Raw genomic sequence first — 19,219 nt, forward strand, 5'->3', positions numbered from 1 at the left:
CTTCCGGCAGGGCCGCACAGGCCTGCCATGCTTTGGCGCGGCTGTCATGCAGCCCTGCAGCGTGCTTCGCACGCACAGGTTCCGGTACTCTTGCGCCTTTCGTTTTGCAGGAATGCCTTACAGGATGAGCCACGACGCAATCGCCCCCATCGCCGGCCAGGGAAAGATGCCGCGCCAGATCCCGTACATCATCGGCAATGAGGCCTGCGAGCGGTTCAGTTTCTACGGGATGCGCAACATCCTGGTGCAGTTCCTGATCACCTCGCTGCTTCTGCAGGAAATCACTGCGGAAGGCCGTGCCGGTGAAGCCAAGGACATCATGCACAGCTTCATGATCGGCGTGTATTTCTTCCCGCTGCTCGGTGGCTGGCTGGCCGACAAGTTCTTCGGCAAGTACCACACCATCCTGTGGTTCAGCCTGGTCTACTGCATGGGCCACCTGTGCCTTGCGTTGTTCGAGGGCAGCCGTGAGGGCTTCTTCCTCGGCCTGGGCCTGATCGCGCTGGGTGCCGGTGGCATCAAGCCGCTGGTGGCCTCGTTCATGGGCGACCAGTTCGACCAGAGCAACAAGCACCTGGCCAAGATCGTCTTCGACGCGTTCTACTGGATCATCAACTTCGGCTCGTTGTTCGCCTCGCTGCTGATCCCGCTGGTGCTGAAGAACTGGGGCCCGCAGTGGGCCTTCGGCATTCCGGGCATCCTGATGTTCATTGCCACCTTCGTGTTCTGGCTGGGCCGCAAGCGCTATGTGCTGGTGCCGCTGCCGCCGAAGGACCCGCATTCGTTCGCCAATGTGGTACGCACCGCGCTGACCGCGCGCGTCGCCGGCCAGGGCCGTCCGGGCCTGGTGATCGCCGTGGTCGGGCTGGTGCTGGCCGTGGCCTCGTTCGGTCTGGTCGGCTCGCTCGGCATCGTGATCTGCCTGTGCCTGGCGCTGGTGTCGATCCTGGCAGGCATCGGTGGTGGCACCTGGCTGCAGCTGGACCGTGCGCGCGGCCAGCACCCGGCCGAAGCCGTTGAAGGCGTGCGCTCGGTGCTGCGGGTGCTGGTGATCTTCGCGCTGACCACCCCGTTCTTCTCGCTGTTCGACCAGAAGGCCTCGACCTGGGTGCTGCAGGGCCAGCAGATGCAGATGCCGAGCTGGTTCACCGCCTCGCAGATGCAGGCGCTGAATCCGCTGCTGGTGATGATCCTGATTCCGTTCAACAACCTGGTGCTGTACCCGGCCCTGCGCCGTTTCGGATTCGAGCCGACCGCGCTGCGCCGGATGACCGCCGGCATCGCCTTCAGCGGCCTGGCCTGGATCGTGGTCGGTGGCATCCAGGTGGTGATGGACGGTGGCAACGCGATGTCGATCTTCTGGCAGATGCTGCCGTATGCGCTGCTGACCTTCGGTGAAGTGCTGGTCTCGGCCACCGGTCTGGAGTTCGCCTACAGCCAGGCACCGCAGGCCATGAAGGGCGTGGTGATGAGCTTCTGGAACCTGACCACCACCATCGGCAACCTGTGGGTGCTGCTGTCCAATGCGGCCGTGCGCAATGACACGGTCACCCACAATATCGCCAGTACGGGCCTGAGTGAGGCGGCATTCCTGATGTTCTTCTTCGCCGGTTTTGCTTTCGTCGCGGCGTTGGCCTTCGGTTGGTATGCGAAACGCTATCGTATGGTCGACAACTACCGCACCGCCTGAGCCTGACATGACCCCCGTCAATCTGCTGTTGATCGCCATCACCGCCATCCTGTCGTGGATGGCGTTCAACAACCGCAAGCTGGCCGACCGCCTGATCCTGTGGCCGCCGGCGGTGGATCGCCACCGCCAGTACGACCGCCTGATCACCTACGGCTTCATCCACGCCGACTGGTCGCACCTGATCTTCAACATGATCACCCTGTTCTTCTTCGGGGGATTCATCGAGAGCGTGATGGTGCAGCTGACCGGCAGCTACCTGGTCTATCCGGCGTTCTACGTCGGTGCGCTGCTGGTCTCGATCCTGCCCAGCTACCTGAAGAACCAGAAGAACCCGAACTACCTCAGCCTCGGTGCGTCCGGGGCGGTGTCGGCGGTGCTGTTCGCCTTCATCCTGATCAAGCCGTGGTCGATCATCCTGGTGTTCTTCATCCCGGCGCCGGCGATCGTGTATGCCGCGTTCTACGTCGGCTACAGCATCTGGATGGACAAGCGCGGTGGCGATCGCATCAACCACAGCGCGCACCTGGCCGGCGCGGCGTTCGGCGTGATCTTCATGCTGGCCATGCAGCCGAGCATCTTCAGTCACTTCCTGCGCGAGCTGTCCAACCCGACCTTCCGCCTCGGCGGCGGCTGAGGGTGGCTGGGGTCGGATCCACTGGATCCGACCCCAGGGGCTGCGGCCCCGCTCCGGGTCAGGCCCGGGTTTCCTGACCGTAGGTATCGAGCAGGCGGGAGAACACTTCCTCGCCGATGCTCTGGAACGCCTGGTCTTCGGTCTGTCCCTCCACGGCCAGTTGCAGCAGGCCCTCCAGCAGGGCGTGATCGGTATCGGAATGGGAATCGCTGGGGTGCATCGCGGGCCTCCACGGCAGATCGCTTGGTCGACTGTCGCAAGGGGCATGCCAGCCTGGCGCACCCCTGCAGAGGGGTTAGCGGCCGGCCGGGCTGCAGCTTGAGGGCAATAACTGACGCAGCAGGCACAGACTTGTCCCTGTTCAGGCTTCACGCGATCATGGCGCCCGTCTGCGCACCATCCACGCAGTCGCCGCAGGAGACAGTCCCATGGCTTCGGTCACGCCCCCCGGTCTGGCTTACGAGGTCGAACACGATCAGGTCAACCACCGGTTCACCGCCCGCGTGCGCGGGCAGGTGGCACTGCTGGACTACCAGATCAAACGCAGGCGGATGGTCATCACCCATACCGAAGTGCCCGAGCCGATCGCTGGCCGTGGCATTGCCGGTGAGCTGACCCGGGTCGCACTGCGTTTCGCCCGGGAGCAGAAGTACAAGGTGGTGCCGGCATGTGCCTATGCCGAGGCCTTCCTGCAGCGGCACGAGGAGTATCACGATCTGCTTGTCGGCTGAATCCAGCGGGCCACGCTTCAGCCAGGGCAGGCGATGATGTATGAACATGAACAGGGGATCCCGATGAAGATTGGAAACAACCGGCCACTGCACGCCAGCGTGCTGGCCGGCGCTATGGGCGTGCTGTTGCTGGCCGGTTGCCAGCGCGAGAACGAGGCGGCACCGGCCACCGACGCCGCGCCTGCCGCCGAAGCCACTGGCACCGCCGAGACACCCGCAGCGGAAGCGCCGTTGGATCTGCGCGATGTGATCGAGAACAACGAACGTGAAGTGGTGGGCATCAGCTACCCGGCGGGCATCGATCGCTATCCGGGGCTGGCGCGCGCGCTGCAGGCCTATGCCACCTCCGCCCGCAGCGATCTGCAGCAGGCGCTGGACGGGCTGGGCAACGACAAGCCGACCATGCCTTATGAGCTGTCGCTGAGCTTCGAGAAGCTGCTGGAGACGCCGCAGCTGGTGGTGGTCAGTGCCGACGGCAGCCGCTACACCGGTGGCGCCCACGGCGAACCGCTGGTTGCGCGTTTCGTGTGGCTGCCGGCGCAGCAGCAGATGCTGAGCGCCGACAAGCTGGTGACCGATGCCAAGGGCTGGAAGGCGATCAGCGATTTCGTCGCCGACCAGCTGCGCGAGCGCGTGGCCACCCGCCTCAGCGGCGAGGACATGGACCCGTCGCAGCTGCAGGAATCGCTGCGCAATGCCTCGCGGATGATCGCCGACGGCACCGGTGCGCAGGCCGACAATTTCAGCCAGTTCCAGCCGCTGACCGACGACAAGGGTCAGATCACCGCGCTGCGCTTTGTGTTCCCGCCCTACCAGGTGGGTCCATACTCGGATGGCACCCAGACCGCCGATGTACCGGCCTCGGTGTTGCTGCCGCACGTGGCCAAGGACTACGTGGAGCTGTTCGCGCGCGGGTAACCGCAGACGAGGAGGTGACGTGGATACAGGGTTGCAGGAGCGGGTCACCGGCCTGCTCCACGAAGCCGGGGTCCAGATCGATGGAACCCGGCCGCAGGATATCCAGGTGCATGACCCGCGATTCTTCGCGCGGGTCATGGCGCACGGCTCGCTCGGCCTGGGCGAGAGCTACATGGACGGCTGGTGGGATGCCAACGTCCTCGATGAATTCCTGTTCCAGCTGATGCAGGCGCACCTGGACGAGCGGGTGCACGGCTGGCGCGAGGTGGCCGACGCCCTGAAGGCGCGCCTGTTCAACCTGCAGGCCGGGCAGCGCAGCTATGAAGTCGGTCGCCGCCACTACGACCTCGGCAATGACCTGTACCAGGCCATGCTCGGCCAGCGTCTGGTCTACAGCTGTGGCTATTGGCGCAACGCCAACGATCTGGATGCGGCGCAGGAAGCCAAGCTCGATCTGGTTTGCCGCAAGCTCGGGCTGCGCCCCGGGCAACGCGTGCTGGATATCGGCTGCGGTTGGGGCGAGGCGCTGAAGTTCGCCGCCGAGCGCTACGGTGTCAGTGGTGTCGGCGTCACCATTTCGCAGGAGCAGGCCGACTACGCGCGTGAGTTGTGCGCTGGCCTGCCGATCGACATCCGGCTGCAGGACTATCGTGAGCTGGACGAGCCGTTCGATGCGATCTTCTCGATCGGCATGTTCGAGCACGTCGGCGACAAGAACTACCGCAGTTTCTTCGACGTGGCGCGGCGCTGCCTGTCGCCGCGCGGGCTGCTGCTGTTGCACACCATTGGCAGCAACATCTCGCGCCATCGCACTGACCCGTGGATCGCGCGCTACATCTTCCCCAACTCGATGCTGCCGTCGGCGGCGCAGATCAGCCGCGCGTTTGAAGGGCGTTTCGTTCTGGAGGACTGGCACAACTTCGGTACCGACTATGACCTGACGCTGCAGGCGTGGCGACGCAATGTGGAAGCGGCGTGGCCGACACTGGATGCGCGACGCTATGACGAGAGGTTCCGTCGCCTGTGGAGGTTCTACCTGGCCGGATCGATGGCGACGTTCCGCAGCCGGCATGCGCAGCTGTGGCAGCTGGTGCTGTCGCCGCAAGGCATACCCGGGGGATATGTGGCGCCGCGGTGATCTGCAAGAGCATCAACGCAAGGCGTGGATCTACTGGGATCACGCAACCCTGCGGTAGATCCACGCCATGCGTGGATGATGCATAAAAAAACCGCCCGGTCTCCCGGGCGGTTTTCATTTCACGCTACGGTGCCGGCGATCAGTTGCCGGTGCCGGTCAGGCCGCGCTTCTCAAGCAGCGGTTCGATCTGCGGCTCGTGGCCGGCGAAATCGCGGAACAGCTGCATCGCGTCCACGCTGCCACCCTTGGACAGCAGAGTCGCGCGGAAGTGGTCGCCGTTCTTGCGGCTCAGGCCACCGTTGTCGCGGAACCACTTCTGGGTGTTGGCGTCCAGCACTTCCGACCAGATGTAGGCGTAATAGCCGGCCGAGTAGCCGCCCATGATGTGACTGAAGTACGGGGTCTTGTAGCGCGGCGGAACCGGCGCGTAGTAGATGCCGTCCTTCTCCAGCGCGGCGCGCTCGAAGGCCATCACGTCCTTGGCGGCCGGCACCTGGTCCGGGCCGATCTGGTGCCAGCGCTGGTCGAGCATGGCGGCACCCAGGTACTCGGTGGTGGCAAAGCCCTGGTTGAACTTGGCCGCGGCCAGCACCTTGTCCAGCAGCGCCTGCGGCATCGCCGAACCGTTCTGGTAGTGCTTGGCGTAGTTCTTCAGGATGGCCGGGTTGTCGGCCCACATCTCGTTGACCTGCGAGGGGAACTCGACGAAGTCGCGCGGCACCGCGGTGCCCGAGAAGTACGGATACTTCACGTTCGAGAACATGCCGTGCAGGGCGTGGCCGAACTCGTGGAAGGTGGTGCTCACTTCATCCCAGGTCAGCAGGGTCGGCTGGCCGGCCGGCGGCTTGGGAATGTTGAGGTGGTTGGCCACCACCGGCTTGAAGCCGGTCAGCTTGGACTGCGAGACGTACGAGTTCATCCATGCACCACCGCGCTTGGAGGCGCGTGCGTACGGGTCGAAGATGAAGATCGCCAGCTGGCTGCCGTCGGCATCGAACACGTCGTAGACGGTGACGTCATCGTGGTACACCGGCAGGTCGGTGCGCTGCTTGAAGCTCAGGCCGAATTCCTGGCCGGCGGCGTAGAACACGCCGTTTTCCAGCACGTTCTTCATCTCGAAGTACGGCTTCAGCTGCGACTCGTCGAAGTTGTACTTCGCCTGGCGCACCTTCTCGCTGTAGAACGCCCAGTCCCACGGTTCCAGCTTGAAGGTCGGCTTGCCGGCGGCCTTCTGTTCCTGGTCGATCATCGCCTGCAGGTCGGCGGCTTCGCGCTTGGCGTTGGCCACTGCGGCCGGGGCCAGCTTGCCCAGCATCGCATTGACCGCTTCGGGGGTCTTGGCGGTCTGGTTGGTCAGGTTGTAGGCGGCGAAGTTGGCAAAGCCCATCAGCTCGGCCTTGTCGGCGCGCAGCTGCATGATGCGCGCGACCAGCGCGGTGTTGTCGAACTCACCGCCGCGGCTGCCGCGGGTGGTGGACGCTTCGTAGATCTTCTGGCGCAGGGCGCGGTTGGCCAGGTTGGTCAGCGGCGGCTGGCCGGTGGTGTTGAGCAGGGTGATCACGTACTTGCCGTCCAGGCCACGGGCCTTGGCGGCTTCGGCGGCGGCGGCGATCTGTTCCTTGGACAGGCCGTCCAGTTCCTTGACGTCGTTGACGGTGATCGCCGAAGCGTTCACTTCCGACTGCACGTTCTGGCTGAATTTGGTGCCCAGGTTGGCCAGCTCGGCGTTCATTTCCTTCAGCTTGGTCTTGTCGGCCTCGGACAGCTTGGCGCCGGCGCGCACGTAGTTGTCGTAGTACTTCTCGACCAGGCGCACGCCTTCAGCGTCCAGGCCCAGCGTGGTGCGGCTGTCATACAGCGCCTGGATGCGCGCGAACAGCTTGCCGTTCAGCGCGATCGCATCGCTGTGCGCGGCGAACTTGGCCGAATAGTCGGCCTGCAGCTTCTTGCGGGTGTCGTTGGTATCGGCGCCGACCAGGCTGAAGAACACGGTGGTCGCGCGGTCCAGGGTGTCACCGCTCTTTTCCAGGGCGATGATGGTGTTGTCGAAGGTCGGCTTGGCCTTGGTGTTGGCGATTGCCTCCACTTCCTTCAGCTGCTGTGCCATGCCGGCGTCGAAGGCCGGGGCGAAGTCGCTGTCCTTGATCTTGTCGAACTGCGGGAAGTGCAGCGGCAGCGGGCTGTCGGCGAAGAACGGATTGGCCTGCTGGGCGTTGGCAGCGGCCGGGGTGGCGGCGCTGGCGGAATAGGCGGGCAGGGCAAGGCCGAGGGTCATGGCCACGGCAAGGGCAAGGCGGGTGGTCAAGGTCGATACTCCGGTAAGGCAAACAAGGGCCCGAGGGTAACCCGGCCCGGCGCGCCCGCACTTGTGTCAAAAGGCATGTTGGCAACGCCATCGCGCAGTAGCGCCCCCCATGGCTGGCTGCCCGGGTACCATGGAGAACACCGCCCCCAGGCCAGTTGCCATGACCACCGCCTACGATTTCAGCTTCCGCGACCTCGACGGCCAGCCGCAGGCGCTGGCGCAGTACCAGGGCCGTCCGCTGCTGCTGGTCAACGTGGCCAGCCGCTGTGGCTTCACCCCGCAGTACACCGGGCTGGAACAGCTGTGGCAGGACTATCGTGATCGCGGCCTGGTGGTGATCGGCTTTCCCTGCAACCAGTTCGGCGCGCAGGAGCCGGGCGATGCCGCGCAGATCCGCCAGTTCTGTTCGATTGATTACCCGGTCAGCTTCCCGCTGTCGCAGAAGATCGAGGTCAATGGCGAGGGGGCCGACCCGCTGTGGGCGTGGCTGTCGCACGAGAAGCGCGGGCTGCTGGGCATCGCCCGCATCAAGTGGAACTTCAGCAAGTTCCTGGTTGATCGCAAAGGGCAGGTGGTGGATCGCTATGCGCCGACCACCGCGCCGGAGCAACTGCGCGGCGGCATCGAAGCGCTGCTGTAGCCGCTCTCTGTAGAGCCGAGCCCACGCTCGGCTTGCGCGCGCAGCGTGCGTGCCTGCCATGGTCGGCACGCAGAGCAGCCGAGCGTGGGCTCGGCTCTACCACAGCCCGGCTTATTTCTCGACGAACGCGCGCTCGAACACGTAGTGGCCGGGCGTACCGATTCGCGGCGAGGTCTGGAAGCCGCGGCTGTCCAGCACGGTGCGCAGGTCGGCCAGCATCTGCGGGCTGCCGCAGATCATCGCGCGGTCGTTTTCCGGGCTCAGCTCGGGAAGGCCGAGCGTGCGCTGCATCTCGCCGCTTTCCATCAGCGAGGTCAGGCGGCCCTGGTTCGCGAACGGTTCGCGGGTCACCGCCGGGTAGTACAGCAGCTTGTCACCGACCATTTCGCCCAGGAACTCATGCTCGCGCAGTTCCTTCTCGAAGTAATCGCGATAGGCCAGGTCCTTTTCGTAGCGCACACCGTGGCACAGGATCACCTTGTCGAAGCGCTCGTAGGTCTCCGGGTCCTTGATCACCGACAGCCACGGCGCCAGGCCGGTGCCGGTGCCCAGCAGGTACAAGTGCTTGCCCGGGTGCAGGTCGCTGATCAGCAGGGTGCCGGTGGGCTTCTTGCCGACCAGGACCTTGTCGCCCGGCTTGATGTGCTGCAGGCGCGAGGTCAGCGGGCCGTCCTGCACCTTGATGCTGAAGAATTCCAGCTGTTCTTCCCAGTTTGCGCTGGCGATGGAGTACGCACGCAGCAGCGGCCGCGCGTCGGTCTCCAGGCCGATCATCACGAACTGGCCGTTCTCGAAGCGGAAACCGCTGTCACGGGTAAGGGTGAAGCTGAAGTAGGCGTCGGTCCAGTGGCGGACCTCAAGCACCGTTTCGGCGCCGAAAGCGGAGGACATGGGCGTATCTATCGGAAGTCGTCGGGACAATTCTATCTCAAATGAGACAGGTTCTCATTAGGCGGAACGAGAGGCGTTCTCAGCGGTAACCTGCCGCCTGCAGTTCGAACAGTTCGGCATAGCGGCCGCCCTGTGCCATCAGCTCCTGGTGGGTGCCGCTGGCCTCGATCCGGCCATTGGCCAGTACCAGAATGCGGTCGGCCATGCGCACGGATGAGAAGCGGTGGGAAATCAGCACTGCAGTGCGATTATCCGCCAACTCCCTGAACCGCTGGAACACCTCGAACTCGGCGCGGGCATCCAGCGCCGCGGTGGGCTCATCCAGGATCATCACCTGTGCATCGCGCATCCACGCGCGGGCGATGGCGATCTTCTGCCACTGGCCACCCGACAGGTCCACGCCCTGCTTGAAGCGGCGGCCGATCTGCTGGTCGTAGCCGCCGGGCAGGGCTGCGATGACTTCCTCGGCCATGCCGCGGCGGGCGGCGTCGGTGATCCGCGCGCGGTCGTCCATCGCTTCCACCTGGCCGACACCGATGTTCTCGCCGGCACTGAGGTTGTAACGCACGAAGTCCTGGAAGATCACGCCGAGGTTGGCGCGCAGGTCGTCCAGGTCGTAGTCGCGCAGGTCGCGGCCATCCAGCAGGATGCGGCCTTCGTCGGGTTCGTACAGGCGTGCCAGCAGCTTGACAAGGGTGGTCTTGCCCGCTCCGTTCTCACCGACCAGTGCCAGCACTTCGCCCGCGCGCAGCTGGAAATCGAGGTGACGCACGGCCCATTGCTCGGCATCGGGATAGCGAAAGCCCACGTCTTCGAACACGAAGCCTTCGCAGATCGGCTGCGGCACGCGCACCGCGTCCTTGCGCGAGTGGATTTCCGGTTCGATCTGGAAGAACGAATACAGGTCGTCCAGATACAACGCCTGGCTGGCCACCTGCGAGAAGCCGATCAGCAGGCCTTCCAGCAACTGGCGCAGGCGCAGGAAGCTGCCGGCGAGGAAGGTCAGATCACCGATCGAAAAATCGCCGCGCACCGTGCGCCAGGCAATATAGGCATACGCGGTGTAGTAGCCCAGCGTACCCAGCGCGGCCAGCAGCGTGCCCCAGAACGCACGCCGCCGGGCGAGCGCGCGGTTGGCCAGGAACAGTGCCGCCGACAAGCTGCGGTAGCGGTCGACCAGGAACCGGTGAAGGTTGAAGATCTTTACTTCCTTGGCCGTTTCCACGCTGGCGCCGAGCTGGCGGAGGTAGTCCAGCTGGCGGCGTTCCGGCGTCCACAGGAAGTTGAGGCTGTAACCGGCCGCATTGAAGTGCGATTCGCCGATGAAGGCCGGCACCAGCGCCAGCGCCAGCAGCAGGATCAGCCACGGCGCATAGACCAGCAGGCCAACCGCCAGGCTGGCGACGGTGATCGCATCCTGCACCTGGCCGAACAGCTGACTCATCAGGTTCATCCGGCCCATGGTCTGGCGCCGTGCACGGTCCAGCTTGTCCTGCAGGTCCGGGTCCTCGAAGTCCTCCAGGTCGAGGGTGGCCGCGTGTTCCATCAGGCGCACGCTGGTGACGTTGGCGAACAGTTCCGACAGCAGGGCATCGGCGTAGCTGACCAGACGGCCGAGCAGGTCCGAGGCGATCGCCAGGCCCAGTTCCAGCGCCAGCAGGCCGAGCAGCGGATTGAGCAGCCCACTGGACAGGGCCTCTCCCAGCGGTGGGAAGCCGGCATCGTGCTGGCTGAGGTGCAGCGCGGTATCGATGATCAGCTTGCCGACGTACAGCATCGCCACCGGCAGCAGCGCACGGATCAGGCGCAGGCCAAGGCTGGCGATGGTCAGGGCGCGGCTGGTCTGCCACACCTGGCGCAGGAACGGCGGCAGGTTGCGCATCGCCTTGAAGCGTTGGCGCAGGCTGGGTTTCTTGGCGGCGGCAGCGGCAGGCATGGCACCATTGTGCGCTGTGGGGGCGTGAACGTCGCGATGCAGGGCATGCAGCGCTGAATGCAAGCGCAACAGGGGATGCGGACGCTGGGGGTGCCGCGTGAATTTGCAAGTTTTCCTATTAATCGCGTGAAGCGTGGCTTCTAGGGTCGAGAGCTCGTTCTTCGATCCTCACGCCATGCAGAACCGTACCGTGTTTGCGCCCCCGTCCGCCCGTGGATGGGTGCCGTTGTACGTCGTAGTGCTTACCGTGGCCACTTTGCCGCCCACTCTGTGCAATCTGCAGTGGCCGGCAACGTGGGATGGCCGCGTTTTCGTGTCACTTATGGCGATCTCGCACCTTGGGCTGGCGGCGCTGATGTGCTGTCTTCCGGGCTGGGCATGCCTGCAGCGGCGCACCCTGCGCCCAGTGGCGGTGCCACTCACGATGGCGTTGTCCAGCGCTTGGCTGTTGCTGGTATTGGTTGATTCGCGTGTGTACCAGCTGTTCGGGTTCCACTTGAACGGGTTGGTGCTGGTGCTGCTGGTGCAGGGTGGATTGTTGCAACAGCTCGGTCTGCCGGTGTCTGCCTGGCTTGCCATGGCAGTGGCCGTGACGGCCATCGTGGTGTCCCAGTGGGGAGCGGTGCGCCTGCTGCAATCATCATGGGTCCGGCGCTGGGCATTACGCCCACGCTGGTTGCTGGGAATCTTGCCCATGCTCATTGTCAGTCAGGGCATGGCGATCTGGTACGACGCCAACCAGGGGGGGGCTGTGCTGGCTGCGGTGCAGGGGGTGCCATGGGTGCACACCGCCACCGCGCGCCGGACGATGACGCAATGGGGGCTGGCCGGCCCGGCTTCGGCCGACGACCGCCTGCAGGCAGGTGCCGCAACCGCCTCGGCGCTGAACTACCCGCGCAAAACTTTGCACTGCCAGGCGCCGGCAGCGCCGAATGTAATGCTGCTGGTGGTCGACTCGCTACGCTTTGACATGTTTTCGCCGCAACAGATGCCCCACCTGTCGAGGTTTGCCGAGCAGGCCTGGCGTGCCGACCGGCACTACAGCACCGGAAACAACACCATGCATGGCATGTTCGGTCTGTTCTACGGCCTGCCAGCGCTTCACACCGATACGATGATTCACCATCGTCGCGGGCCCGTGCTGCTGGAGCAGCTTGCCCGCGCCAACTACCAGTTCCATCTGTATGGCGGTGCGTCGCTGCAGGGCGCGCGGCTGGATCGTGCGGTGTTCGTGCAGACGGATGCGCCGCTGCGCACGGCTCCGGACAATGCCCCGCAGGACCGCCGCGATCGACACGTCATCGAACAGCTGCGCGATGACCTGCGGGCGCACGATCCATCCCGCCCCTTCTTTGCCTTTGCGCTGCTGGACAGTGCTCACACGCCTTATGCCGTGCCGGACGCCGCTGAACGGCGATTCCTGCCGCAAGCGCGATCGGGCGACCATCTCAGGGTCGGGCGGCGCACCGACCCCGGCCCTCTGTTCAACCGTTACCGCAATGCCGTGCTGAAAGCCGACGCTTTGCTGGGCGATGTACTGCTGACACTGGAACACACCGGTCTGGCGGACAACACGGTCGTCATCATCACCAGCGACCATGGTGAATCGTTCCACGATCTCGGCCAGAACGACTGGGGGCACAACAGCAATTTCAGTGATTACCAGACTCGGGTTCCGCTACTGATCCGCTGGCCCGGCCGGGCGCCGATGGTCGAACCTGCTGTGACCAGTCACATGGATCTGGCACCAACGCTGATGCGGCATCTGCTGGGTTGCCCGGCGCCCTTCAGCGACTATTCGGCCGGCCTGGATCTTTTCGGGCCGCTGCCCGGGCAGCGGCCGTTGCTGGTGGAATCATGGACGTCGCGCAGCGTGCGGCTTGGATCGATGGCGATACTGCTGCGCCCTTATGGCATCGAAGTGCGTGATGGCCAGTATCGACCTGTGCACGACGCTTCCCCCCTGCGCGGCGAGGTGAATGCCGCGATCATCGGCCAGATGCAGTTGCTGCAGTAGAGGTCAGCGCGGCCGGATCAAGGCCCTTCGCAGCGGAAGGGCCGGTTTGGGCCGGGAATCAGGGCAGCGGCGGCAACAGCCCAGCCCCCAGCCGGTTCCAGGCATTGATCACTGCAATGCCCATGCTCAGGTCGCTGATGCCTTTCTCATCAAAGTGCGGTGGCAGCGCATCGAACGCCGCCTGCGACGGTGCGCCATCGGTCAACCGGGTCAGCGCCTCGGCCCAGCCCAGCGCCGCGCGCTCGCGGTCGTCGAAGAAGCGGCTTTCGTGCCAGGCGGGCAGCGTATCCAGCTTGCGCGGATCGATGCCGCCCTTGCGCAGCGCCGTGCCGTGCATGTCCATGCAGTAGCCGCAGCCATTGAGCTGCGACACGCGCAGGAACACCAGTTCCATCAACGTCGGATTGATCGAACTGTCATGCACCGCCTTGCTGGTGGCCAGCAGGCCCTTGAAGGCTTCGGCGGCCAAGCGGGTGTAGGGGACGCGGGGAGAGGCGTGGTTGGACATCTTCAGCTCCACGGCGACCACGATGGCCGCCTTTCAGTACAAGGACGCCGCAGCATCGCTGCGCGTGACAACCGCAGGCAGTTTTTCCGGATTGAGCACGCTGTAGAGATTGGCGATACGGCCATCGACCACCTCGATGGTGGTGATCGAGTGCAGGTGGTCGCCTTCGAAGCGCAGGATCGCCGGCTCGCCGTTGACGTAGCCGAGCTGTGCCGGATGCGCTGCGCCGCGACGGGCGATGGCCCAGAACAGGCGGCCGATGCGCTCAGCGCCCAGCAGCGGACGTACCGCCGCGGTGACCACGCCACCGCCATCCGAGACCAGCAGCGCATTGGCATGCAGCAGCGCCTGGATGGCCTCGCTGTCACCCCGCTGGGAGGCGTCCATGAAGCGTGCCAGCAGTTGCCGGTGCTGGCTGGCGTCGGCGTTGAATCGCGGCCGCCCCGCCTGCAGGCGTTGTCGGGCGCGATGCACCAGCTGCCGGCAGTTGGCCTCGCTGTGGTCGATCAGCTCGGCAATCTCGCGGTAGTCGTGGTCGAAGGCTTCCTTCAGCAGGAAGGCGGCGCGCTCCTCCGGGCCCAGCTGTTCGAGCAGGGTCAGGAAGGCGACCGATACGTCGTCGGCCAGCGCGTGCAGCTGGGCCGGGCCGGGCGCTGGATCTGGTTCGAGGGTGATCGCCAGCGGTTCAGCCAGCCACGGGCCGACGTAGTGCGCGCGCTCACGCTTGGCCGCGCGCAGCCGGTCCAGGCCCAGACGGGTGGTGGTGGTCACCAGCCAGGCCTCCGGGTCGGCGATGGCAGCGGTATCGGCGCCGGACCAGCGCAGCCAGGCATCCTGCACCACGTCTTCGGCGTCGGTGCGGCTGCCCAGCAGGCGGTAAGCCAGTGCCATCAGGCGCGGGCGGTGGGTATGGAAGGCGGTTTCGGCGTTCATGTTGGCAAGGACGCCGCAGCGGGCGTGGGCGTGACAGAGGGCAGGGCTCAGATCTTGCCGGCCTGCGGCCAGCACTGCCACCCCGCAGCCGAGGGAGGGGGTAAAATGGGCGGATTACCCCCGCCAGCCTTCAGCAAGCGAGCAATCCGTGACATCGATCAAGCAGGAAGACCTCATCCAGTCCGTCGCCGACGCGCTGCAGTACATCTCGTACTACCACCCGGTCGACTACATCAAGAACCTCGCCGCCGCCTACGAGCGCGAGGAGTCGCCGGCAGCGAAGGAGGCGATCGCGCAGATCCTGATCAACTCGCGGATGTGCGCCGAAGGCCACCGGCCGATCTGCCAGGATACCGGCATCGTCACCGTGTTCCTGGAAATCGGCATGGACGTGCGCTGGGATGACGCCACCATGGGTGTGGAGGACATGGCCAACGAGGGCATCCGTCGCGCCTACCTGTACCCGGATAACAAGCTGCGCGCCTCGGTGCTGGCCGATCCAGCCGGCAAGCGCATCAACACCAAGGACAACACCCCGGGCGTGGTCAACGTCAAGGTGGTGCCGGGCAACACCGTGGAAGTGATCGTCGCTGCCAAGGGCGGTGGTTCGGAAGCCAAGACCAAGTTCGCCATGCTCAACCCGTCCGACTCGATCGTCGACTGGGTGCTGAAGACCGTGCCGACCATGGGCGCAGGCTGGTGCCCGCCGGGCATGCTCGGCATCGGCATCGGTGGCACCGCCGAGAAGGCGATGCTGCTGGCCAAGGAAGCGCTGATGGAGCCGATCGACATCACCGAGCTGCAGGCCCGCGGTGCGTCCAACCGCATTGAAGAGCTGCGCCTGGAGCTGTACGAGAAGGTCAACGCGCTGGGCATCGGCGCACAGGGCCTCGGTGGCCTGACCACGGTGCTCGACATCAAGATCAACGACTACCCGACCCACGCGGCCAACCTGCCGGTGGCGATGATTCCGAACTGCGCTGCCACCCGCCACGCGCACTTCACCCTGGACGGCAGCGGCCCGGTGATGCTGGACCCGCCGTCGCTGGAGGACTGGCCGAAGCTGACCTATGACGCCTCCAAGGGCACCCGCGTGGACCTGGACACAATCACGCCGGAAGACGTGGCCAACTGGAAGCCGGGCCAGACCCTGCTGCTCAACGGCAAGCTGCTGACCGGTCGCGACGCCGCGCACAAGCGCATGGTCGACATGCTCAACAAGGGCGAGCAGCTGCCGGTCGATCTCAAGGGTCGCTTCATCTATTACGTCGGTCCGGTCGATCCGGTGCGCGACGAAGTGGTGGGCCCGGCCGGTCCGACCACCGCCACCCGCATGGACAAGTTCACCGAACAGGTGCTGAGCGAAACCGGCCTGCTGGGCATGGTCGGCAAGGCCGAGCGCGGCCCGGCCGCGATCGAAGCGATCAAGAAGCACAAGTCGGCCTACCTGATGGCCGTCGGTGGTTCTGCCTACCTGGTGTCCAAGGCGATCAAGGCGGCCAAGGTCGTCGGCTTCGCCGACCTGGGCATGGAAGCGATCTACGAGTTCACCGTGGAAGACATGCCGGTGACCGTGGCCGTCGATTCCACCGGCGAGTCGGTGCACAAGACCGGCCCGCGCGAATGGCAGGCCCGCATCGGCAAGATTCCTGTCGTGGTGGAGTGATCGGCGCGGCGTCGTCCATGCCTGTCCGATTGCAGAACGGCGCCCTGGTGGCGCCGTTCTTCGTTTAACGCATGCGCACGCGCTGCTTTGCTAGGGTGTGCGCGTTGCCATGGAAGGGAAGCTGCTTGTGCGTCAAGGAACAAGTACAGTTTTTGTTGTAGTTGCCATCCTGTTGCTGGCGGGCTGCGCGCCGCAGTACTACGTGGAGCAACCCACCAGTGAGGCCGGCCGCGTGTGTGCGGCGGGGTGTGCACAGCGGCATCTGCAATGTGCGGGTCAGGCGCGTTCGACGGCCGAAACGGCGCAGCAGAGCTGTCAGGCGGGCAAAGCGCGCGTGATCGACAAGTGCAGCGATATCGCTGACGAGAAGATGCGGCATCGTTGCGAGGGTGCACGTGGCGCCGGCACATACTGCGCCGTTGCAGCCGATACGCGCGCCTGTGATGCGACCCGGGCCCAGTGTGTGCTCGATTGCGGCGGCTCAGTGAGCGAAACCCGTTCTTCCGGCAGTCTTCCGGTCTATTGAACAAGGAGTGTCCCGTGAACCTGTTACGCAGCCTTCCCTTGGTCACTCTGCTGGTGCTTGCCGGATGCAGTACTTCGTCTTCGTCGTATGACGGTGGGGGCGGCTTCAGCGCCGGTGCGCAGTGCCAGATGCAGTGCCAGGCCAGCTATCGCAGCTGCATGGCCGAAGACCAGGGCATCGGCAGCCGCCAGTCCAGCTGCGAGCAGCAGGTGGCACCGACACCGGACAAACGCTGCAAGGACATCGAGCATCCGGAACTGCGCCGCTCCTGCGAATTGAAAGCGCACGACTGCACGCTGCGGGCGCCGATGATGGGCTGCGGCGAGCGTCGTGATACCTGCATGAGCAGCTGCGGCTGACCACGCCGGCGACAGCGCGCATAATCAGCCGTTCCCCGCACAGGACCGGTCATATGCGCACCACCTTGTATGGCTCCACCAGCACCGCCTCACTGGTGGTGCACTGGCTGCTGATCGAGCTGGGCATCGAGCACGAACTGGTGCTGCTCGATTTCGACACGCGCGAGCACAAGTCGGCCGACTACCTGGCCCTGAATCCGGCCGGCAAGGTGCCGACCCTGCTGATCGACGGCCAGGTGCTGACCGAGGCGGCCGCGATCGCGCTGTATCTGGCAGACCGTCATCCGCAGGCGGGGTTGTTGCCTGCCGTCGGCACGCCGGCACGCGGAGATGCCTATCGCTGGATGTTCTGGTGCGCCAACACCGTGCAGCCGGCGTACCGCGCCTGGTTCTACGCGCACGAAGCGGCGGGTGGCGAGTGCATGGAGGCCGTGCGTGCGATGGCGCGGCAGCAGCTGGAAGCGGCGTGGCAGCACGTTGCCACGCACCTGCAGGACGGCGGCCCCTACCTGCTCGGCGATGCGCCGAGCGTGGTCGATTTCATGCTGGTGATGTTGATGCGCTGGTCACGCAACATGCCCACGCCCAGCGACCACTGGCCGGTGTTGAAGGCGTATGCGGACCGCCTGAAGGTGCGCCCGGCGTTCGCCGAGGTCTATCGCCGCGAAGGCATCACCGACTGGCGGTAAATCGTTCTGTAGAGCCGAGCCATGCTCGGCTGCATTCACGGGTAGCACGCGAACCGCAGCCGAGCATGGCTCGGCTCTACCAACGCGGTGCGGGTTACAGGATCTCCAGCACCGTTTCCGGGGGGCGGCACAGGCGGGTGCCCTTGGCGGTGCGTACCACCGGGCGGTTGATCAGCCGTGGGTGGGTGGCCATGGCAGCCAGCAGGGCGTCGTCGTCGCTTCCCTGCAGGCCCAGTGCGGCGAACTCGGGCTCCTTGCTGCGCACCAGTCCGGTCGCTGCCAGGCCGGATTCCGCCAGCACCTGGCGCAGCGTGGCCACGTCGGGCGGGCTGCCCAGATACTCGATCACCACCGGTTCGAAACCGGCGTCGCGGATCAGCTTGAGCGCCCCGCGAGAGTTGCTGCACGCGGGGTTGTGCCAGATGGTCACATCCATCAGAACCATTCCAGCAGGGACACGCCCACGCCGACATAGGTTGCCTTGTGGTTGTAGTCGATCAGGCTTTCGCCGTAGCCGTCGAAGATCTGCACATGGCCGCGCAGCAGGTTGCTGATCGGGAAGCCGTAGTCCAGCTGCAGGGCGCCGTGCGAGCGGTCACCGGTGCGCAACGAGTGGCGCGCCATCAACGAGACCTCGTGACCCTTGCGGTTCCAGGTCAGGGTCGCGTCGCCGCGGCCCATGTAGTCCTCGATGTCCGGGTTGTTGTCGTCGCTGCGGGTCTCGGGAATGCGGTACCAGGGACGCAGCACCAGTGCCCAGTTCTCGCGGTCCAGGCCGACGTTGAGGATGACCCGGTTCCAGCTGCGCGACAGCGGATCGGCACGGCCGTTGGACTGGTGGTTGAGGCTGATGCCGGTCATCCGCCCACGCCAGCCACCGATCGAGTAGCCGTTGCGGAACACCATCATCACTTCCGGCTCGTAGTTGGTCTCGCGGAACGGGCGCGAGTCCTCGCCGTTGTAGGCCTGCCAGCGCGAACTCTGGGTGTAGCCGGCCCAGATGTCGCCGTTGTCGCCGAACAGGTTCTCGGCGATCTTGGTCTTGAAGCTGATCTGGAATTTCAGCTCGGCACTGTCCAGCACCTGCGGGGTGGTCACGCTGTTGGCCGGGTTCGGCGAGTGCGGCATGGTGTTGCGATCGCTGGTCCAGAAGGCCGGCAGCAGGTACACGGGCTTGTACGCACGCAGCTGGAACGGGCCCAGCTTGGAGTCCTCGGCCAGTTCCCAGCGGCTGTCCAGCAGCGAACCACGGCCGGCATTGGCAAGTGCGCTGTCCGGCGCTTCGGAACGGAACAGATCGCTGACACGTTCGCGCAGTTTTTCTTCACCTTGGCTTACCCGCGTGGTGTCGCGCTGCTCGCGGCGTGCCTGTGCTGCGGCTTCGGCGGCGGCATCAGCTTCGGCGGTGGCCTGCGGCGTGCGCCCGAACTGGCGGTCGTAGCAGGCCAGACGTGCCGCATCGGTAGTGATGGCTGCGCAGGCGGCCGGCGAGGCCTCGGCGCTGGGCGCGAATTCCTGCGCTGCCAGTGGCGCGCTGGCCAGGGCCAACGCCAGCGGTGCAAGGCGGGGGAACAACGGAGAGAGGGTCATTGCAGCAGGCCCTTCGGAATGAATGCGGAAAGAGGGACAGTGTGGCGG

The 19,219-nt window shown here is 65.4% G+C and carries 19 protein-coding genes; 11 read left to right on the forward strand and 8 right to left on the reverse strand.

The annotated features are described in order from the left end of the window. The first annotated feature begins 124 nt into the window (after nucleotides 1-124). Entirely contained in the window at nucleotides 125-1,690 is a 1,566-nt protein-coding gene (locus QOL57_RS13950; protein WP_089236172.1) for an oligopeptide:H+ symporter, read from the forward strand. A gap of 7 nt (nucleotides 1,691-1,697) precedes the next feature. Next, a complete protein-coding gene (locus tag QOL57_RS13955; protein WP_025876742.1) occupies nucleotides 1,698-2,324 on the forward strand; it encodes a rhomboid family intramembrane serine protease in 627 nt (208 codons plus the stop codon). A 58-nt stretch (nucleotides 2,325-2,382) separates the two neighbouring features. On the opposite strand, the gene QOL57_RS13960 is transcribed toward QOL57_RS13955, so the two are convergent. Then, nucleotides 2,383-2,544 carry a hypothetical protein gene (locus QOL57_RS13960; protein ID WP_165780990.1) on the reverse strand — a complete coding sequence of 54 codons (162 nt, stop codon included), beginning with the start codon at nucleotides 2,542-2,544 and terminating at the stop codon, nucleotides 2,383-2,385. 208 nt (nucleotides 2,545-2,752) lie between these two features. On the opposite strand from QOL57_RS13960, the gene QOL57_RS13965 reads away from it, so the two are divergent. The 3 genes from QOL57_RS13965 to cfa are packed head-to-tail and all read left to right on the forward strand — an operon-like array spanning nucleotide 2,753 to nucleotide 5,111. Next, nucleotides 2,753-3,055 (forward strand): GNAT family N-acetyltransferase, encoded by a 303-nt coding sequence (locus QOL57_RS13965; protein WP_089236171.1) that lies wholly within the window; start codon nucleotides 2,753-2,755, stop codon nucleotides 3,053-3,055. A gap of 36 nt (nucleotides 3,056-3,091) precedes the next feature. Then, nucleotides 3,092-3,973: a DUF3298 and DUF4163 domain-containing protein gene (locus QOL57_RS13970; RefSeq protein WP_089238006.1), complete on the forward strand. Its 882-nt coding sequence runs from the start codon at nucleotides 3,092-3,094 to the stop codon at nucleotides 3,971-3,973. A gap of 19 nt (nucleotides 3,974-3,992) precedes the next feature. Beyond that, nucleotides 3,993-5,111 (forward strand): cyclopropane fatty acyl phospholipid synthase, encoded by a 1,119-nt coding sequence (gene cfa, locus QOL57_RS13975; RefSeq protein ID WP_089236170.1) that lies wholly within the window; start codon nucleotides 3,993-3,995, stop codon nucleotides 5,109-5,111. Nucleotides 5,112-5,250: 139 nt separating this feature from the next. Here cfa and QOL57_RS13980 read toward each other — a convergent pair whose 3' ends face one another. Beyond that, nucleotides 5,251-7,416 (reverse strand): M3 family metallopeptidase, encoded by a 2,166-nt coding sequence (locus QOL57_RS13980; RefSeq protein ID WP_089236169.1) that lies wholly within the window; start codon nucleotides 7,414-7,416, stop codon nucleotides 5,251-5,253. 160 nt (nucleotides 7,417-7,576) lie between these two features. Here QOL57_RS13980 and QOL57_RS13985 point away from each other — a divergent pair, with 160 nt between their 5' ends. Further along, nucleotides 7,577-8,056, forward strand: a complete 480-nt coding sequence (locus tag QOL57_RS13985; protein WP_089236168.1) for a glutathione peroxidase — start codon at nucleotides 7,577-7,579, stop codon at nucleotides 8,054-8,056. A gap of 111 nt (nucleotides 8,057-8,167) precedes the next feature. Here the strand turns inward: QOL57_RS13985 and QOL57_RS13990 are convergent, their stop codons facing one another. Further along, nucleotides 8,168-8,947, reverse strand: a complete 780-nt coding sequence (locus tag QOL57_RS13990) for a ferredoxin--NADP reductase (RefSeq protein ID WP_089236167.1) — start codon at nucleotides 8,945-8,947, stop codon at nucleotides 8,168-8,170. 79 nt (nucleotides 8,948-9,026) lie between these two features. Beyond that, nucleotides 9,027-10,883 carry an ABC transporter ATP-binding protein gene (locus QOL57_RS13995; protein WP_089236166.1) on the reverse strand — a complete coding sequence of 619 codons (1,857 nt, stop codon included), beginning with the start codon at nucleotides 10,881-10,883 and terminating at the stop codon, nucleotides 9,027-9,029. A 175-nt stretch (nucleotides 10,884-11,058) separates the two neighbouring features. On the opposite strand from QOL57_RS13995, the gene QOL57_RS14000 reads away from it, so the two are divergent. Continuing rightward, nucleotides 11,059-12,900, forward strand: a complete 1,842-nt coding sequence (locus QOL57_RS14000; protein ID WP_089236165.1) for a sulfatase-like hydrolase/transferase — start codon at nucleotides 11,059-11,061, stop codon at nucleotides 12,898-12,900. A 58-nt stretch (nucleotides 12,901-12,958) separates the two neighbouring features. Here the strand turns inward: QOL57_RS14000 and QOL57_RS14005 are convergent, their stop codons facing one another. After that, on the reverse strand, nucleotides 12,959-13,408 hold the full coding sequence (locus tag QOL57_RS14005; RefSeq protein WP_089238004.1) for a carboxymuconolactone decarboxylase family protein: 450 nt from the start codon (nucleotides 13,406-13,408) through the stop codon (nucleotides 12,959-12,961). A 33-nt stretch (nucleotides 13,409-13,441) separates the two neighbouring features. After that, nucleotides 13,442-14,341, reverse strand: a complete 900-nt coding sequence (locus QOL57_RS14010; protein ID WP_089236164.1) for an RNA polymerase sigma-70 factor — start codon at nucleotides 14,339-14,341, stop codon at nucleotides 13,442-13,444. 148 nt (nucleotides 14,342-14,489) lie between these two features. Here QOL57_RS14010 and QOL57_RS14015 point away from each other — a divergent pair, with 148 nt between their 5' ends. From QOL57_RS14015 to QOL57_RS14030, 4 genes are all read left to right on the forward strand, one after another. Continuing rightward, complete coding sequence (locus tag QOL57_RS14015; protein ID WP_089236163.1) at nucleotides 14,490-16,007, forward strand: fumarate hydratase; 1,518 nt, start codon at nucleotides 14,490-14,492, stop codon at nucleotides 16,005-16,007. Nucleotides 16,008-16,116: 109 nt separating this feature from the next. Next, nucleotides 16,117-16,533 carry a hypothetical protein gene (locus tag QOL57_RS14020; RefSeq protein ID WP_141134211.1) on the forward strand — a complete coding sequence of 139 codons (417 nt, stop codon included), beginning with the start codon at nucleotides 16,117-16,119 and terminating at the stop codon, nucleotides 16,531-16,533. A gap of 14 nt (nucleotides 16,534-16,547) precedes the next feature. Continuing rightward, a complete protein-coding gene (locus tag QOL57_RS14025; protein WP_089236162.1) occupies nucleotides 16,548-16,892 on the forward strand; it encodes a hypothetical protein in 345 nt (114 codons plus the stop codon). Nucleotides 16,893-16,945: 53 nt separating this feature from the next. Continuing rightward, complete coding sequence (locus tag QOL57_RS14030; RefSeq protein WP_089236161.1) at nucleotides 16,946-17,581, forward strand: glutathione S-transferase family protein; 636 nt, start codon at nucleotides 16,946-16,948, stop codon at nucleotides 17,579-17,581. A gap of 94 nt (nucleotides 17,582-17,675) precedes the next feature. Here QOL57_RS14030 and arsC read toward each other — a convergent pair whose 3' ends face one another. Continuing rightward, nucleotides 17,676-18,017, reverse strand: a complete 342-nt coding sequence (arsC, locus tag QOL57_RS14035; RefSeq protein WP_089236160.1) for an arsenate reductase (glutaredoxin) — start codon at nucleotides 18,015-18,017, stop codon at nucleotides 17,676-17,678. Beyond that, nucleotides 18,017-19,171 carry a phospholipase A gene (locus QOL57_RS14040; protein ID WP_089236159.1) on the reverse strand — a complete coding sequence of 385 codons (1,155 nt, stop codon included), beginning with the start codon at nucleotides 19,169-19,171 and terminating at the stop codon, nucleotides 18,017-18,019. The genes arsC and QOL57_RS14040 overlap by 1 nt, the downstream gene beginning before the upstream one ends. Nucleotides 19,172-19,219 lie beyond the last annotated feature (48 nt).

The sequence above is a fragment of the Stenotrophomonas sp. yr243 genome (assembly GCF_900184195.1).
GTDB lineage: Bacteria > Pseudomonadota > Gammaproteobacteria > Xanthomonadales > Xanthomonadaceae > Stenotrophomonas > Stenotrophomonas lactitubi.

Bases quoted from the DNA above. Each gene is read 5' to 3' on its own strand.
- QOL57_RS13950 (WP_089236172.1), top strand. From the start codon at position 125: ATGAGCCACGACGCAATCGCCCCCATCGCCGGCCAGGGAAAGATGCCG.
- QOL57_RS13955 (WP_025876742.1), top strand. From the start codon at position 1,698: ATGACCCCCGTCAATCTGCTGTTGATCGCCATCACCGCCATCCTGTCG.
- QOL57_RS13960 (WP_165780990.1), bottom strand. From the start codon at position 2,544: ATGCACCCCAGCGATTCCCATTCCGATACCGATCACGCCCTGCTGGAG.
- QOL57_RS13965 (WP_089236171.1), top strand. From the start codon at position 2,753: ATGGCTTCGGTCACGCCCCCCGGTCTGGCTTACGAGGTCGAACACGAT.
- QOL57_RS13970 (WP_089238006.1), top strand. From the start codon at position 3,092: ATGTATGAACATGAACAGGGGATCCCGATGAAGATTGGAAACAACCGG.
- QOL57_RS13985 (WP_089236168.1), top strand. From the start codon at position 7,577: ATGACCACCGCCTACGATTTCAGCTTCCGCGACCTCGACGGCCAGCCG.
- QOL57_RS13990 (WP_089236167.1), bottom strand. From the start codon at position 8,947: ATGTCCTCCGCTTTCGGCGCCGAAACGGTGCTTGAGGTCCGCCACTGG.
- QOL57_RS13995 (WP_089236166.1), bottom strand. From the start codon at position 10,883: ATGCCTGCCGCTGCCGCCGCCAAGAAACCCAGCCTGCGCCAACGCTTC.
- QOL57_RS14000 (WP_089236165.1), top strand. From the start codon at position 11,059: ATGCAGAACCGTACCGTGTTTGCGCCCCCGTCCGCCCGTGGATGGGTG.
- QOL57_RS14005 (WP_089238004.1), bottom strand. From the start codon at position 13,408: ATGTCCAACCACGCCTCTCCCCGCGTCCCCTACACCCGCTTGGCCGCC.
- QOL57_RS14010 (WP_089236164.1), bottom strand. From the start codon at position 14,341: ATGAACGCCGAAACCGCCTTCCATACCCACCGCCCGCGCCTGATGGCA.
- QOL57_RS14020 (WP_141134211.1), top strand. From the start codon at position 16,117: ATGGAAGGGAAGCTGCTTGTGCGTCAAGGAACAAGTACAGTTTTTGTT.
- QOL57_RS14030 (WP_089236161.1), top strand. From the start codon at position 16,946: ATGCGCACCACCTTGTATGGCTCCACCAGCACCGCCTCACTGGTGGTG.
- arsC (WP_089236160.1), bottom strand. From the start codon at position 18,017: ATGGATGTGACCATCTGGCACAACCCCGCGTGCAGCAACTCTCGCGGG.
- QOL57_RS14040 (WP_089236159.1), bottom strand. From the start codon at position 19,171: ATGACCCTCTCTCCGTTGTTCCCCCGCCTTGCACCGCTGGCGTTGGCC.